This is a genomic window from Pseudoalteromonas sp. CO348 (genome assembly GCF_004208845.1).
Taxonomy (GTDB): Bacteria; Pseudomonadota; Gammaproteobacteria; order Enterobacterales; family Alteromonadaceae; genus Pseudoalteromonas; species Pseudoalteromonas maricaloris.
In genome coordinates this window covers 1-14,648 of the sequence record NZ_SGPI01000029.1, presented here as the reverse complement: position 1 = coordinate 14,648, position 14,648 = coordinate 1, and the positions used below count along the sequence as shown (strand labels likewise).

Here is a 14,648-nt window from a genome sequence, read left to right as displayed (position 1 = left end):
TAAGTAAAACAGAACGAATAGTTAAATTATATCTATTTTTATTAAATTAAAAAGGTTGGAATAATGACCTAATTCAAGACTTAGGTGAGAAGCATAGAAAGTGATGATTAATATCTTAGTGGTGTTGTTGCTATTACACTTTTTGATTGCTGCGTCTTTCATGAGCAAAGCGTCTCGTAGTAACGCTGGGTTATTTCGTATCGCGAACGGTTTTGCTATCGGTGTGGCAATTTGTATCGCTTTTGGCTGGGGGAGTTGGGCAACGCAAGGTGATATTGCCAGTAGCCTGTTTGAAATAAACTTTTTACGGCTTAGCGTGGTGTCATTGATTGGCTTTATGAGCTTTATTTTACTGCGTTACTCCATTCACTATTTACATGGTGAAAAACACCGGGGCCGCTATTTTCGCTATCTACTCACCACGTTACTGAGCGTAACTGTCGTGGTGCTCAGTAATCACTTAGTCCTATTTTGGTTGGCTTGGGTCGGCATTAGTTTGAGCTTGCATCGTCTACTGCTGTTTTATCCTAACCGCCCGAGAGCGGCATTGGCCGCACACAAAAAGTTTATTTTGGCGCGCTTGGCAGAAAGTGCATTGCTTGGAGCTTTTATTTGTATCTACCTCAGCACTGGCATGCTCCAGCTTAATGACATCACAAACTATTACTTAACTCACTCAACAACACTGACTGCGCTAGAGCAATCAGCAGCTGGCTTACTCGCAATTGTGGCGCTGATAAAATGCGCGCAACTGCCAGTGCATGGCTGGTTGATGCAAGTGGTTGAATCACCCACACCGGTAAGTGCGCTGCTGCATGCAGGGATCATTAATCTGGGTGGTTTTTTGGTGATGGTGTTTGGCCCTTTGATTTTACGCGTAGAAGCTGCGAAATGGCTGATCTTGATCGTGGCAGGAATAACGACATTATTGGCCGCGCTTATCATGACAACGCGGATCAGTTTAAAAGTGCGCTTGGCTTGGTCAACCTGTGCACAAATGGGACTGATGCTAGTGGAGTGTGCTTTGGGACTATATGAATTAGCGCTGCTGCACTTATTAGCGCATTCAGCCTACAAGGCCCACGCATTTTTAAACTCAAGCCAGTGGATCCATGAAGATTTGACTCGTCGCTTGAGCGACCAGCTTGAACCGCCCTTATGGCAATGGCTTATTGCACTTGTCGTGGCAACTGGCCTCACGACAGCAGCTGCAGTTGTCATTGAATATCAAGGTCCTATCAGTATTTGGGGATTAATGGTTGGCGCATTAACGGTGTGGTTAGCGCTGCGTTTTGAGGCGCAAGCCCCTAGCAGCTATTTTAGAATTATCACCGCAGCCGTTGTGTTGTTGGCAGCCTATAGTGCGCAAAAGTGGCTATTGCACTTGGTGGTCGCGCTACCAAATGATCTTAGAGCGCAAGCACTCGATGGTGCTGATATTTGGTTGCTCAGCCTAGTAGTGGTACTCATTGTAGTAAATTATCTGCTCTATTACCGCGCACATCTGATAACAGTGCAAAAACTCTCTCGGGTGTTGTATGCCGGGCTGTATTTAGACGAGTGGATGACGCGATTAACCATATTACTTTGGCCCGTCCATTTGCCAAGTATTAAAAAGCAGAAACACCTAGCCATTCATCGCTATGCTGCGGGGCACGAGGAGCAGAAGTAATGATAGAGACACAAGACAACAAACAGACTCAGCTATCTCAGCCGCAACAGCAACAACTCCTGAGCGCTGAAACACGTATTGCGCCAACTTGGCCACTCGATCAATTGATCGCAGTGAATCCATTTTGGGGAATGCGAGATCTGCCTTTTGATGCGGTGGTCAATAAAATGAGTGCGTTGGCACAGGTTAGAATGCTGATGCCCGTGGCATTTTATCTTGAACAATGGCAGCTAGAGGCGATTTCAGAGCAAGCATTGCAGCAATCTGCGGCACATTACGCGGTGGATCGCAGCACCAATGCGTTACTTAATTGGCTCAAAAAAAGTCACTGCGGCGAGTTGCCACACTGGCATACATTAGCGGACTTGCTTGACCGTTATCGCTCTGAGCATAAGATGCCATGGCAAGAGGAGATCAGCCACCAAATTAGCCAATTTTGCGCCGCGCATTATCAGCAGGTGCAGCCTATTCTCAAACAAACCCAAGGTGAAGAGAGACTCTGCTTGTATCGTCACTGGCATGAAACCGTATCACGAGATTTGGGAATAAGCATCGTTATGGGGGAGTCGGGTTTAGTGGATTACTTTAAGGCTTTGCCAACGTCTCCTGAGTCTTTAATTGCACTCGCTGTCGACACCTTAGGGATTGGGTTCAATGAGCTGAGTGATTATTCGCACATGCTACTGCTAGACATTAATGGCTGGGCATCTTGGGCGGCTTATGAACGCTGGCAAGCAGATCTTGCCCAGCATCCGGCTTCCGATATGCGTACGCTATTGGCCATTCGAATGGCGTGGGAGCTGGTGATTTGGCGTTACGTGAGTGAGCGCCATCCAACGACCTTTACCCGTATTCAATACCATTGGAACAAGCAAAAGCTGCAACTTGCTGAGATCGTGCTTGAGCATAAAAAAGCATTGTTGCCGCGCCTGGTATTTCAGCGGGCACTCGAGCTCAGTTATCAAGCCACTTTAGTGGGGCAGCTAAAAACTCAGCAGGTAAAATCTGAGGATGCTCGTGAGCAAGCTACACCGACTTTACAAGCTGCTTTTTGTATTGATGTGCGCTCAGAGGTGATCCGCCGTGCGCTAGAAGCTCAAAGCGCAGGCATTCAAACCATAGGCTATGCCGGATTTTTTGGCCTACCGATTGATTATCATGCGACTAACTGCCGTTTTAGTCGGCCACAGTTACCCGGATTACTAAAAGCGCCAATCACCGCAATACAAACGCCGGCACCCCAGCACCTTGCCACAAAACGCCAGCAAGCTGGCCGTTGGCATAGCTGGTCTCACTCTGCTGCGGCTTCATTTTCGATGGTGGAGTCGATGGGGATGAGTTACTTTTATCAGCTATTTAGCAAAGTGTTTTCATTGCAAAAAACTCAGCACCCCGTCGATAGCCATATTGATTCAAGGAAGTGGCAGTTAAAGCAAGGCAAACATGAAGTTACTGTTTTGGAGCAAGCTAAACACGCAGCTGGCATAGTAAAAGGGATGGGACTGACCGAATTTGCTGATACGGTCCTACTGGTTGGCCACGGAGCGCATACCACCAATAATTTACATGAAGCCGGGCTACAATGTGGTGCATGTGGCGGGCAGTCGGGAGAAGTGAATGTTAAAGTACTCGCGCAACTTCTTAACGACCAAGCGGTACGCGCAGAATTAATCGCGCTTGGCATCGCTATTCCGCCGCAAACACGTTTTGTTGCAGCGCTACATAATACCACCACTGAAACAATTACCCCCTATGGCGAAATAGATACAGAGATAACCCGCTGGTTAAAGCAGGCAGCGCATCTGGCTCGAGTAGAGCGTGCCCATACACTTGCGATAACTGGTAAAGAGTTATCCGAACAGCAATTAGAGCAGCGATTTATAGCCCGTACTAAAGATTGGTCTCAAGTTAGGCCAGAATGGGGCCTTGCCAACAATGCGGCATTTGTGGTTGCGCCGAGACAAGTTACGCAGGGGATTGACCTGCAAGGTCGAGTCTTTTTGCACGAATACAGCGCCGAGCAAGATCAAGACTTTAGCCAGTTAACTGCTATTTTAACCGCCCCTATGCTCGTCACTAACTGGATCAATATGCAATATAACGCTTCGGTAACCGATACCCACAAATACGGCAGTGGTAACAAGGTGTTGCATAATATCGTGGGAGGCAGAATTGGAGTGTTTGAGGGCAATGGCGGAGATTTGCGAATTGGTCTGCCAATGCAATCCGTTCACAACGGTGAAAAATGGATGCATACCCCACAACGTTTAAGCGTCATTGTACAAGCACCAACCGAAGCACTAGAGCAAATCATGGCAGCACATCCAGTTGTAAAACAATTGGTAGAAAACGAGTGGCTTTATCTTCTGTCTATTTCGCCTAATTGTAACGAAGTTAGGCGATTTGATAACAGTAAGTGGGAACTTCTTTGAATTCAAACGAAACTCGTTGCAACTTAACAAGTTATTGTGCAGAGTATTGCAGAAATTGAAAGGTGTGGCTGGACGCTGCGTAAACTAGACGACCTCCTAGCCACCGACATTGGACTGTTTATACAAGGAGGCTGCTAGTGGCTTTTGATTATGGCTCTATTGATTTAGGGCTTAAAAACCCATTTAAAACGGAAGGTAAAATCACTGCTATTCGTGGTGCAATACAAACTATTGCTGGAATTGCATTACTGGTGATTGCCGCCAGCTCCGTTAAGAGCGATGCGGGTATGGGTTGGATCATCATGCTATTTGGCATGTTGATTTTAGGTCTTGGGATCACCTCTCTTGCAAAAGGAATATATGCAACGCTGCGTTTTTTTGTGGGTCGTAACCATCCCACCTCTTTAGCTTATAACTTCAGTAAGTCAGAAACTTCAACCGCCCAGCAAGAAAAGGCTGATGTGGCTTACCGTGCTAAAACGCTTGAAGAAATGTTGATTGGCCGAAAAAACAGCACGTTTGTAGAGCCGAAAGGGTTCTTATCGCGTTTACTTCACAGCATTGCACCTAAATTACTCTTTCTTCCTTATCCTATCAGAAATATGAGCCAACGCTTATTTGGTGCATGGGTGAGTACATTAACTGCACTTGTGCTTTATGGTGTGGTGGCGTTTGTATCGCTTTCTGGCTTTGCCGGTGATGCTGGGGAGCTGACTTTCCCAATCTATAGCACCTTACTGATGATATATATTTTGTCATGTTGGTATAGCGCGGCTAAACCGATTTCACGCAAAGCGGAACATGCCATTGAATCTTTGGGGAGTGCGACCCTCACTAAAGTGATTTCGCTCTCTTTTGTGTTACCAATCCTGATTGGTTTAACTTTGTCTTACATCATGGATGAAGGAAAGTTAAGTAAAGCCGATATTGAGCTCTTTTTTGCGCCTTTGCCTAGTCTTCATACTTGGGCTTATCTCACGGGCGTTATCGTGCTTGCACTTGGCTGTAGCGCGATTATTGCTGTTATGCTTAAAGCGCGGTTAGACAAAGTAAACCCAGTGGTTGAAGTGTCTGAGTTAAGAGAAAACTGGCAAGAATCAGTACATCCAAACGAGATATTTATTAACCTCGACAACTTGGTGATGGCTAATCGCCGCTATAAAGAAGTACCAAACCGGGTTTATCGTGAGCTAGATCCCAGCTTGCAAGAACAAGTTGATGGTAAAGGTGGCTTTAAAGGTGAAATGATCCAAGAAGTACAACCTAAAGTCCTACCCCTAGATTTAGGTAAATCATTCGAACGCTTTAGGTTTTTATCTTTGCTAGGTGGTAACTTACTGCTGCTAGTGACCCTTGGATTAAGCGTCTTTTTTGCTTATGCCATAGTAGATATTTACCACTATATAACGAGCGCCAATATCAGTAATTTTTCTAGTGCTTTCAGCGAAGAGAACATTGCGTCATTCAGCGCTGTTGTGATGGTAGCCGTACATTTACTGCTAAGTGGCTTATTGATTAAATCGTTTGCGTCAATGCTAAACAATGCTGCACACGTATTCTATGCCGAGATGCAGTTTGAATCTCTGCTGGTTTATTTTAAGTGTGAAGGGACATTTACTGAGTCAAAAATATCAACAGGTACTGGTATTCACGATTCCACACGCTCTGAAAATACGCTAGTACGCAGCAGTATTACCCCTTGGGTAGTGGTGTCGAGAATTGTATCAACGACCTTCGCTGCCACGGGCATGAAAAACCTAGAGCACCCAAGGCATATATTAGAAATGCATAAAGACGATGCACAGCTAAGCGACATCCGTAAAGATGTGATTAGCTTCTTAAAAGACCGAGAATCCATCGCCGCGATTACCAGCGAACGTGATTTAGGTAACGCCTCACAAGTATACCAACTCAATCAGCAAACGAGAGCGGTGGATAAAAACCATCAACTGCGCGCAAGTAGTGATGAAGCCGGCGCTTATCTGCGCCGAGAAGAAGCACTCGAAAATAAAGAAGAGTAAAAGACAAGTGCCACCCTCAGGTGGCAATTTTGTTGAAGCTAGTGAGCTTTATTCAATATATTTTTTTGAATTTGCTCTTTAAGTGGCAATCTAAACATTTAAAAATTCAAAAGTTTACCGAAAAGAAACCGTTCAAAAATGCCTGTTTGCCCACCAAACTGCCCACCACTTGTCTATGGCTTTTACTAAATCTTAGTGGTTAGCAATGGAAAAACAGTGCCGTTTTTATGCTGCTGTTAGGACTTAAAAATAGAAGCTTTGAAGGGCTTTATCGAGCATGATTTCCGTCAACATAGCTTTGCCATTTTTTCACTGGTTTTACACGATAGTAATGAGTCAGCAGAAAGCTCACTTAGCCTGAAATGGACATTATGGTGTCCATTTTAATAGAAATAAGCTCAATATGGATGCTATGGTATCCAAAAGAGATAAGACTGGGTGTCGAATGGTAAGCATCAGGTCTACAAATTGTTATCCCTAAGGTAACTTTGTGTAGACCTTCGGGGCTAGGCAACGCGCCTTTACCATCTCTCTGGTAAATACTGCGTGAAATACAAAGGCATCACGATATTGGTTTGTTCTAACGCTGAAGAGCCTTGTGTACCCGTTAACTTAAAGGTTTTATTTGGAGTACATTTTTCAACGTAGGATGCCAACGATTTTGCTCTTGTACGTTTACCACTTTTGACTTCCACAGGGATGATATCGCCTTCATCGGTCGCCAAAATAAATTCGATTTCGGCGCGGGCGTCATTCCATGAATAGCTTGGGTCAACGCCAATAGCTGTGAGCTCTTGTAGCACAAAGTTTTCAGCCACATAGCCTTTGTATTCATAGTTTTGTTGCTTAATCTCTTTATAACTGCTGCCCAGCATATGATTGAGTAGGCCCACATCAAACAGAAATAGTTTAACCATATTGTCTTTTTTATAGGCCGCCAACGGAGTTTTCGGTAATCCTTCAATAGGGTAGTTTGGCAAAGCTAAGCGGCAGCAGTTAAGCCAATGGATCGCGGTTTCAAAATCGCTATAACGAGATTTACGCTCATGCACATGCTTAAATTTAAAGCGTTTAACTGACTCATCGCTGACAAGTGATAGCTGGGCTGGAATGCTATTAAACACCGATTCAATCAGTGTGGCATCGACCTTGCCCGCGTACTTACCGAAATCGCGGCGATGACCTTCAACTAAATCGGCATGAATTTTTGTGACTTTTTCAACACGCTCTAGAATGCTTGAATCCTTAAACTGATACCAAGCAGAAACGGCTTCCGGCATACCACCGGTAAAAAAATAGTCGGTTAGTTTATCCATCAATTTAGTGTGCACCGCCGGTGTGCTTGCTTGACTATCAAATGCTTTGATCAGTGCTTGCTCGTTGGATGCGTAAATAAATTCTTGGAAGGTCAGTGGTCGTAAATTGTATTGTTCTACCTTGCCCACAGGGAAGGTGTTGAGCAAACCAATATTTGAACCGCTGGCAGCGACAAAATAGGAGGGGGTTTTCTCGGCAAAGTACTTAAGTGAGGTAACGGCACGCTCACATTCGCCAATTTCATCTAATATCAGCAGATCGGTTTCTGGGTTGAACACCTGATTGGTCAAAAGTTCAATGTTCATTATTAGCTCGTCAGGTGAGAGTGAGCCATCGAACGCTTCTTTGTAGGCGGGATTTTCAAGAAAGTCGATACGAAGGATGTTGGCAAAGGTGTTACCAAACAACTCTTGCAGCAGATAGGTTTTACCTGTTTGTCTTGCGCCATCGATTAATAATGGCTTGCGTACAGATTGACTTTTCCATGCTATTAGGGCGTTGAGTAAGTTGCGCTGCATTGTCATTTCCCGCCAATTAAGACTGTTAACTGCCTGTAGTATAACTCAGTCTACACTTTTACGCGCAGAAAAGTGTGATATTTTACATTTTTATGCGCGTAAAAGTGTAATTTGATGGCCTTTGGCATTCAGGGATTCACATCATCGCCTTGGCCAACGCGCAAACTAAACCTAAAAGTAGGATATAAATCCAATTATATTGAGTAAAGTGGGAATATAGTCCCATGTGTAAGTTGTTGGAGTTGCTTGGGATTCAAAGTTGGACTATATTCCCATTAACGATTGAATAATGGGAATATAGTCCCTTTGGTTTGTGATATGGCTAAGCGTGACTTACACAATGTACTGTTTCCAAAGCAGCGCAAAATCCTGACGCATTTTGGTGAAGACTTGCTGTTGGCGATGAAACGACGTGGTTTTACAAAAAAGCTACTGTGTGAACGTACTGGTTTTGATCATAAAACCGTGAATAAAGTCTTCGCCGGTGATCCGGGCGTTGCCATAGGCACTTACTTAAAAGTGATGGCCGTTCTTGGCATGGAAAGCAACTTTGCAGAAATGGCCGCTCATGATGAAGTGGGTATCAAGCTGCAAAACATAAAATTGCTGGAAGGTTCAAAATGAGCCGTGAAATCGTCGAAGTCTATGCCGACTGGCAGCCAATTGAAGCGCCTTTGCTAATTGGGCTGCTTGCTTACAGCGATTCAAGCCGAGGGGGCGTATTTAGTTTTGCCTACGATAAAGCATTTTTAACCTCAGCCTATCGCTTGCAAATTGATCCAATCCTAACGCTTCACTCCGGTGAACTCTATAACGATGAAGCCGATAAAAACTTTCGCGCATTTCTTGATTCATCGCCTGATAGATGGGGGCGTATTTTAATGCAGCGGCGTGCGGCCATTGAGGCGCGCAAAGGCATTCGAGCAACAAGTCGATTAAACGAATTGGATTACCTACTGGGCGTACATGACTCTTATCGGATGGGCGGGATTCGATTTAAGCGAGTAGGCTCAGATGCTTTTTTGGACGACAACTCTGAGTTTGCTGCGCCACCAATGGCTTCTTTGCGAGAGCTAGAGCACGCCGCAATGCAGATTGAAAAAGACGATAACATCGACAGTGACGAGTATTACCGCTGGTTGAAGAGGCTGATTTCTCCAGGCTCATCATTAGGTGGTGCAAGGCCCAAGGCTTGTGTCACAGATGAACAAGGCCACTTGTGGATTGCCAAGTTTCCCAATTTAAATGATACCCATGATGTGGGCGCGTGGGAGATGGTCTGTTATGAATTGGCTCTGGCGGCAGGTATTGACATGTATCCAAGTGAGATCAGGCAATTTTCGTCACAGCACCATACCTTTTTAACCAAACGGTTTGACCGCGACGGTGAAAGGCGGCTGCATTTTTCATCGGCCATGACACAGCTTCAATACTATGATGGTGAACAATCTCAAGGTGCCAGCTACCTAGAGATTGCTGAATTTATTTCCAATTGTGGTGCACAAACAACAGCCGATTTAGCTCAGTTATGGCGTCGAATCGTGTTTAATATTGCGGTGTCTAACACGGATGATCACCTGCGTAACCATGGGTTTTTATTAACAAAAAATGGCTGGAAGTTATCACCAGCTTATGATTTAAACCCGATAGTGGGTAAGCATGGCCTGCATCTAAATATTACCGATGCAGACAACACTTTAGACTACCAATTAGCCTTTGACGTAAAAGACTTCTTCCGACTTTCGCAAACCCAAGCCACACAAATTTACGATGAAGTATTAATGGCGGTTAAGCAATGGCACACCGTTGCTAAGCGGCTAGGGATCAGCCGAGCGGAGCAAGCCATGAAACAATCAGCGTTTAACGTTTAATGAGTCAGTGAAACTATATTTTCATTTTTTAGCATATAGAGAAGTTATAGTTTCATTTTTAATCTTTGCCTCACACTCCATGTGTTGTCACACACCTCTTATCCCTTGGGCTTTTGGGGCAGTATAGGCAACGCCTTAATTCACGCTACTTAGCAATATACTAGCCCTGCCCACAGGGTATTTATCACCAGGGGCTTTATGTAAATTCTGGGGCAGCTCGCTACCTGCACCCTCAGAAAGCTGCACGATCTGGGCATTTATCTGCCTACTGCGTCCGTTTAGTACTGGCAAACTCCTAACTGAACTTAACAGATCAGTGAGGCTTATTTTGAAAAAATAGAAACGATGAACTCAACCACACAATCACCCACAAACTCAGTATATCCAGCGCGTCAGCAGCGGATTTTGCACTTGCCTGAGGTAAAGGCCAAAACTGGTTTTGGCCGCAGTCCATTTATGTTCTTTACTTATTGGCAGAGATACCGGTAGAAAATTTCCGCGATACATTCGGATTGGCGTGCGGCGTAGTCGTAATTTTAGCCGTGGTAACGCTATCACCCTTAGAAGTAATTTTAAGCTTGTTTATAAATATTAAGAGCCAGGTTGGAGAGCTAGCTCTTAGCTTAATGCATGACTACGACCGCTTAATTGGGTTGGCTTTAAACGTGCAGGTGGTAGAGGTGTTAATGGCTAAAAAGCACTTAAAAAACCACACCACGCTTTTAACTAAATGCGAGAGCGTGTAAATTTATCTTTCATAATTAAAGGAATAGCAGTACTTATGAATCAAACTGGCATTTATGAGCAAATGATCACTAACTTGATCACGGGTCGCCTCAATAAAGAGCAATTCTACATTGGGGAGCGTGAGCTTGAACAAGCCGAAGCTGCAATATGGCTATCTCGGTTTCTAAGCAGGATCATTGAGTATGCGGTTAATTGCTTGCCTGCCGGAGACGACCAATTACAGCGTCAAATTGAGTTATCAAATCAATTGATATTATGGCTTAAAGATAGGGTCCGAGAAGATGAATTCTTCGATGAAAACTTACTAGCAGGACAAGGAAAAATACTTACGGCTTTATACGAAATTGAAAATCCTGTTGCCGCCGATTTAAAGAAGTATGTTGAAGATATATTTCCGCTAACGGGCTTAACACAAAGCGAATTATTTTGTGGCAGCAATGCAGGTTTATCTCTCGAGAGTGAGTTAAAGCGTGAAATAAGATCGTCAGACAAAATTTATTGGCTGGTCTCATTTATAAAATGGGCGGGGATCAGGATTTTCAAAAATGAGCTAGAGGAATTTACCCGCAGCGGTAAGCAGCTCAAAGTTATCACCACTTCTTACATGGGCGCAACCGATGCTAAAGCGGTTGAGTTTTTGGCTTCACTGCCCAATACAGAGGTTAAACTCAGCTACAATACTCAGCGTGAGCGACTACATGCAAAGAGCTATTTGTTTCTTCGAGATACAGGCTTTCATACTGGTTACATTGGTTCGTCTAATTTATCGCACTCCGCTTTAACCAGTGGCCTTGAGTGGAATTTAAAGATCACGTCACAAGAAATTCCGCACATTATTGAGCGTTCAATTAATACATTTGAAAGCTACTGGAATTCGAGGGAATTTGAAGTGTTTGATGGTCAAGTTAAGGCACGAGAAAAGCTCAATATAGCGCTCAAAAATGCCAAAATGGGCGGCGTTCAAGAGCCAAACCATTACTTTGAAATTAAGCCATTTACACATCAGCAAGAAATCTTAGAGCAATTAGAGGTTGAGCGAGCTTTACACAAGCGCTTTAAAAATCTAGTTGTGGCGGCAACAGGCACTGGTAAAACGTTAATTTCGGCCTTTGATTTTGCAAAGTTTCTCAAACACAAACCCGATGCTAATTTTTTATTTATTGCCCATCGAGAAGAAATTCTTAAACAGGCGCGTCAGGCTTATCGAGGTGTTTTAAAAAACTCGACCTTTGGCGAGCTTTGGGTGAGTAACTACACGCCTGAGCGCTATGAACAATTGTTTGCATCGGTGCAAATGTTAAATAACCAACTTAACAACTTATCCCTTTCTAGTGACTACTTTGATTATATTGTCATTGATGAAGTGCATCACGTTGCTGCCAGCTCTTATCGCAGTATTTTAAATAAGTTTACGCCGAGTATTTTGCTAGGATTAACAGCAACGCCGGAGCGTCATGACGGTGCAAATATTCTTGATGACTTTTGTGGCGTGATTGCAGCTGAAATCCGCTTACCAGAGGCGATTAACCGTCGCCATTTATGTCCGTTCCAATATTTTTGCGTTGATGATGATACCGATCTCAGAAGTGTCAGTTGGAGTCGAGGGCGGTACGACATAGCTGCATTAACCAATTTGTATACGCATAACCAGCAACGAGTTGAGAAGATTTATCAAACATTAAACGAGCTTATAACGTCTATGTCTTGCATGAAGGCATTGGCATTCTGTGTCAGCAAGGAGCATGCAGAATTTATGTGTAAGCAGTTCCTGCTTAAAGGTATATCTTGCGATTATTTGACCAGTGATAACAGCCAAGATAGAACTCAAAAGCAACAAGCGCTTCGTTCAGGCAATATTAACGTTTTATTTGTGGTGGATATCTTTAACGAAGGAGTCGATATTCCTGAAGTCGACACTTTACTATTTTTACGACCTACAGAAAGCTTAACGATATTCTTGCAGCAATTGGGGCGAGGCTTGCGCTTAGCCGACGGCAAAGAGGTGTGCACTATTTTAGACTTTGTCGGTAATGCCAATGCTGAATATGACTTTGCTCATAAGTTTAGAGCTTTGGTTGGCAAAACCGATGGGGCAATAAGTGATGAAATTAAAAATGGCTTTCCTCATGCGCCTTTAGGTTGTCGCATTGAGCTCTCGAAACAAACGCAAGACATGGTGCTGCGTAACATTAAGCAGGCGACCTTGACTAGACAGAGGTTAATTGGTTTAGCTGGTTCGTTTTCTCGAGACTCAACCTTAGAAATGAACTTGGCAAATTTCATAAAGGTATACCCACAAGTTGAAGTAGAAGCTTTGTATAAAAGACTATGCTGGACTGAGCTTTGTTTAGATGCTGGTTTGTTAAACGATGTAGATCTTGAGCTTGTTCGTAACTTTGCCCGGATGGTAAAGACAAGGTTGCTAGTGTGTGATGATCATGACTATCTAAGCAAATTAAAAGAATTCGCTACTAATGGAGCGATAACTTCAGATTTACACCAACTCATGTTGCATTATGATTTCTGGCAACAATCAGGAGAAAAGCTAGGCTTCCAAGATATAAACGACAGTTTAAACCGACTTGAGCATCAGTGGTTAAAATCGGAATTAGCGAGTCTAACCTCTTTGTTAATTGACCGTATACACCATAATCAAGAAACCATGCCTATGATGGGCAATCACCCGATAAAGCTTCATGCTCGTTATGCCAGAGAGCAAATATTGGTTGGTTTTGGTGTGTCTACTTTTGAAAAGCAGCCGAATTCTCGAGAAGGTGTTTTTAGCATTCGAGAGCAAAATATTGAGCTGCTATTCGTTACGTTGAATAAAAACGAAAAGCAGTTTTCGCCCACTACTATGTATCACGACTACGCGATAAATGAACAGCTTTTCCATTGGCAAAGCCAAAACTCAGCAAGGCCTGATTATGGTAGAGGTCTAGACTATGTCACTCACAAAGCAAAGGGTAAGCGACTTTTTCTGTTTGTTAGAGAGCAAGCAAAAGACGAATTTGGCAAAACCATAGGATTTGTTAATTTTGGCGAAGTTGACTATGTATCGCACATTGGTAGGCAGCCCATGAACATCACTTGGCAGTTGCGAAATAGCATGCCGACATTTATGTGGAAACAGGCGGCTAAGTTAGCAATGGCTTAGCAGGTTGATATTGGAGCGTTAGCTTAATAAAGCGAGCATTTCCTTAATTGGCCAAATACAGTCTTTTTGTCCTTTAACCATGCAAGGGCGTTCAGCTAACCAGGCGGCAGTTCTATAAGGTGAACAATCCATGATGTTAATTTGGTCGAACCAAAGTTGATATTCTATATCGCCTTTCATTTGATTCATCGTCCCTTGCACACTACGGTTATTGGCTTTGGCGATTGTTAGCGGGCCGAGTAATGAAGCTGCTTTTTGTAATTGCTGGTTAGTTGCACCTACTTTTAGCAAGGTATTCATAAAGCTATCAGCAAATAGAAAATCTAACTTTGCAAAATCTGGTTTGGTGAGACCAATAATAAATACCGGAAAGCGGGTTTGATTATGCATCAGGAGCACACAGTTTCTGCGTTGTATTGTGAGCAAATTAGCATGCCAATCTGACAAAGGGTGAGTGTTTGGCGTGCTTAAATCAGTCAGCTTTGCATCGGAACAAGCGGATATAACTCCTTCATTGACAGGGAGCTTTGCAATGAGTTTTTGTGTACAGAAAAGGTTAATCATGTGATTGCTTTTTTGTTCTAATAACAGTTGAAGTTTAGCGAAATTATGAAGGTTAATATATTTCATAAAATGAACCCAATAAAAAACCGCCGAGAGGCGGTTTTTCAAAGCTGATAGAATATCGGCGTGTTATTCAATATTTTGGATCTGTTTATCGCTTTAAATTTCACAAATCCATCTATATCAAGTCCTGTAAGGTGTTTATTACCCGTTTCAAACCCCTCTTACTCACCAGTGTACTCACCATAAAGAAATAGAAAAAATTTATTGTAACGGTCAACTAAATTTGGAGACTGTTTTAGGCAGTTTTTAATAATTTCATTTCATATTGAACTGGTGAAATATTTCC

General features: G+C 43.4%; 8 protein-coding genes. 6 read left to right on the top strand and 2 right to left on the bottom strand.

Annotated features, from left to right (window positions below; all coding sequences use genetic code 11):
* The first annotated feature begins 103 nt into the window (after positions 1-103).
* From EXT48_RS13995 to EXT48_RS13985, 3 genes are all read left to right on the top strand, one after another.
* Entirely contained in the window at positions 104-1,672 is a 1,569-nt protein-coding gene (locus tag EXT48_RS13995; protein ID WP_130164932.1) for an NADH-quinone oxidoreductase subunit L, read from the top strand.
* Entirely contained in the window at positions 1,672-4,104 is a 2,433-nt protein-coding gene (locus EXT48_RS13990; protein WP_130164805.1) for a YbcC family protein, read from the top strand. Before EXT48_RS13995 ends, EXT48_RS13990 begins: the two co-directional genes overlap by 1 nt.
* A 137-nt stretch (positions 4,105-4,241) precedes the next feature.
* A complete protein-coding gene (locus tag EXT48_RS13985; RefSeq protein ID WP_130164804.1) occupies positions 4,242-6,125 on the top strand; it encodes a hypothetical protein in 1,884 nt (627 codons plus the stop codon).
* Positions 6,126-6,646: 521 nt separating this feature from the next.
* Here EXT48_RS13985 and EXT48_RS13980 read toward each other — a convergent pair.
* Positions 6,647-7,960: an ATP-binding protein gene (locus EXT48_RS13980; RefSeq protein ID WP_130164803.1), complete on the bottom strand. Its 1,314-nt coding sequence runs from the start codon at positions 7,958-7,960 to the stop codon at positions 6,647-6,649.
* A 318-nt stretch (positions 7,961-8,278) separates the two neighbouring features.
* Here EXT48_RS13980 and EXT48_RS13975 point away from each other — a divergent pair, with 318 nt between their 5' ends.
* The 3 genes from EXT48_RS13975 (at position 8,279) to EXT48_RS13960 (ending at position 13,735) form a co-directional block, all read left to right on the top strand.
* Positions 8,279-8,584 (top strand): helix-turn-helix domain-containing protein, encoded by a 306-nt coding sequence (locus EXT48_RS13975; protein WP_036984862.1) that lies wholly within the window; start codon positions 8,279-8,281, stop codon positions 8,582-8,584.
* The gene (locus tag EXT48_RS13970) at positions 8,581-9,831 is read left to right on the top strand and encodes a type II toxin-antitoxin system HipA family toxin (RefSeq protein ID WP_130164802.1); all 1,251 of its coding nucleotides are present in this window, start codon (positions 8,581-8,583) and stop codon (positions 9,829-9,831) included. Before EXT48_RS13975 ends, EXT48_RS13970 begins: the two co-directional genes overlap by 4 nt.
* 781 nt (positions 9,832-10,612) lie before the next feature.
* Complete coding sequence (locus EXT48_RS13960; protein ID WP_130164801.1) at positions 10,613-13,735, top strand: DUF3427 domain-containing protein; 3,123 nt, start codon at positions 10,613-10,615, stop codon at positions 13,733-13,735.
* Between the two features lie 18 nt (positions 13,736-13,753).
* Here EXT48_RS13960 and EXT48_RS13955 read toward each other — a convergent pair whose 3' ends face one another.
* A complete protein-coding gene (locus EXT48_RS13955; RefSeq protein WP_239358685.1) occupies positions 13,754-14,299 on the bottom strand; it encodes a hypothetical protein in 546 nt (181 codons plus the stop codon).
* Between the last annotated feature and the right edge of the window lie 349 nt (positions 14,300-14,648).

What these genes read in the sequence shown, in the direction of transcription:
- EXT48_RS13990 (WP_130164805.1), top strand. Translation starts at nt 1,672, where the DNA reads ATGATAGAGACACAAGACAACAAACAGACTCAGCTATCTCAGCCGCAA.
- EXT48_RS13970 (WP_130164802.1), top strand. Translation starts at nt 8,581, where the DNA reads ATGAGCCGTGAAATCGTCGAAGTCTATGCCGACTGGCAGCCAATTGAA.
- EXT48_RS13995 (WP_130164932.1), top strand. Translation starts at nt 104, where the DNA reads ATGATTAATATCTTAGTGGTGTTGTTGCTATTACACTTTTTGATTGCT.
- EXT48_RS13960 (WP_130164801.1), top strand. Translation starts at nt 10,613, where the DNA reads ATGAATCAAACTGGCATTTATGAGCAAATGATCACTAACTTGATCACG.
- EXT48_RS13980 (WP_130164803.1), bottom strand. Translation starts at nt 7,960, where the DNA reads ATGCAGCGCAACTTACTCAACGCCCTAATAGCATGGAAAAGTCAATCT.
- EXT48_RS13955 (WP_239358685.1), bottom strand. Translation starts at nt 14,299, where the DNA reads ATGATTAACCTTTTCTGTACACAAAAACTCATTGCAAAGCTCCCTGTC.
- EXT48_RS13975 (WP_036984862.1), top strand. Translation starts at nt 8,279, where the DNA reads ATGGCTAAGCGTGACTTACACAATGTACTGTTTCCAAAGCAGCGCAAA.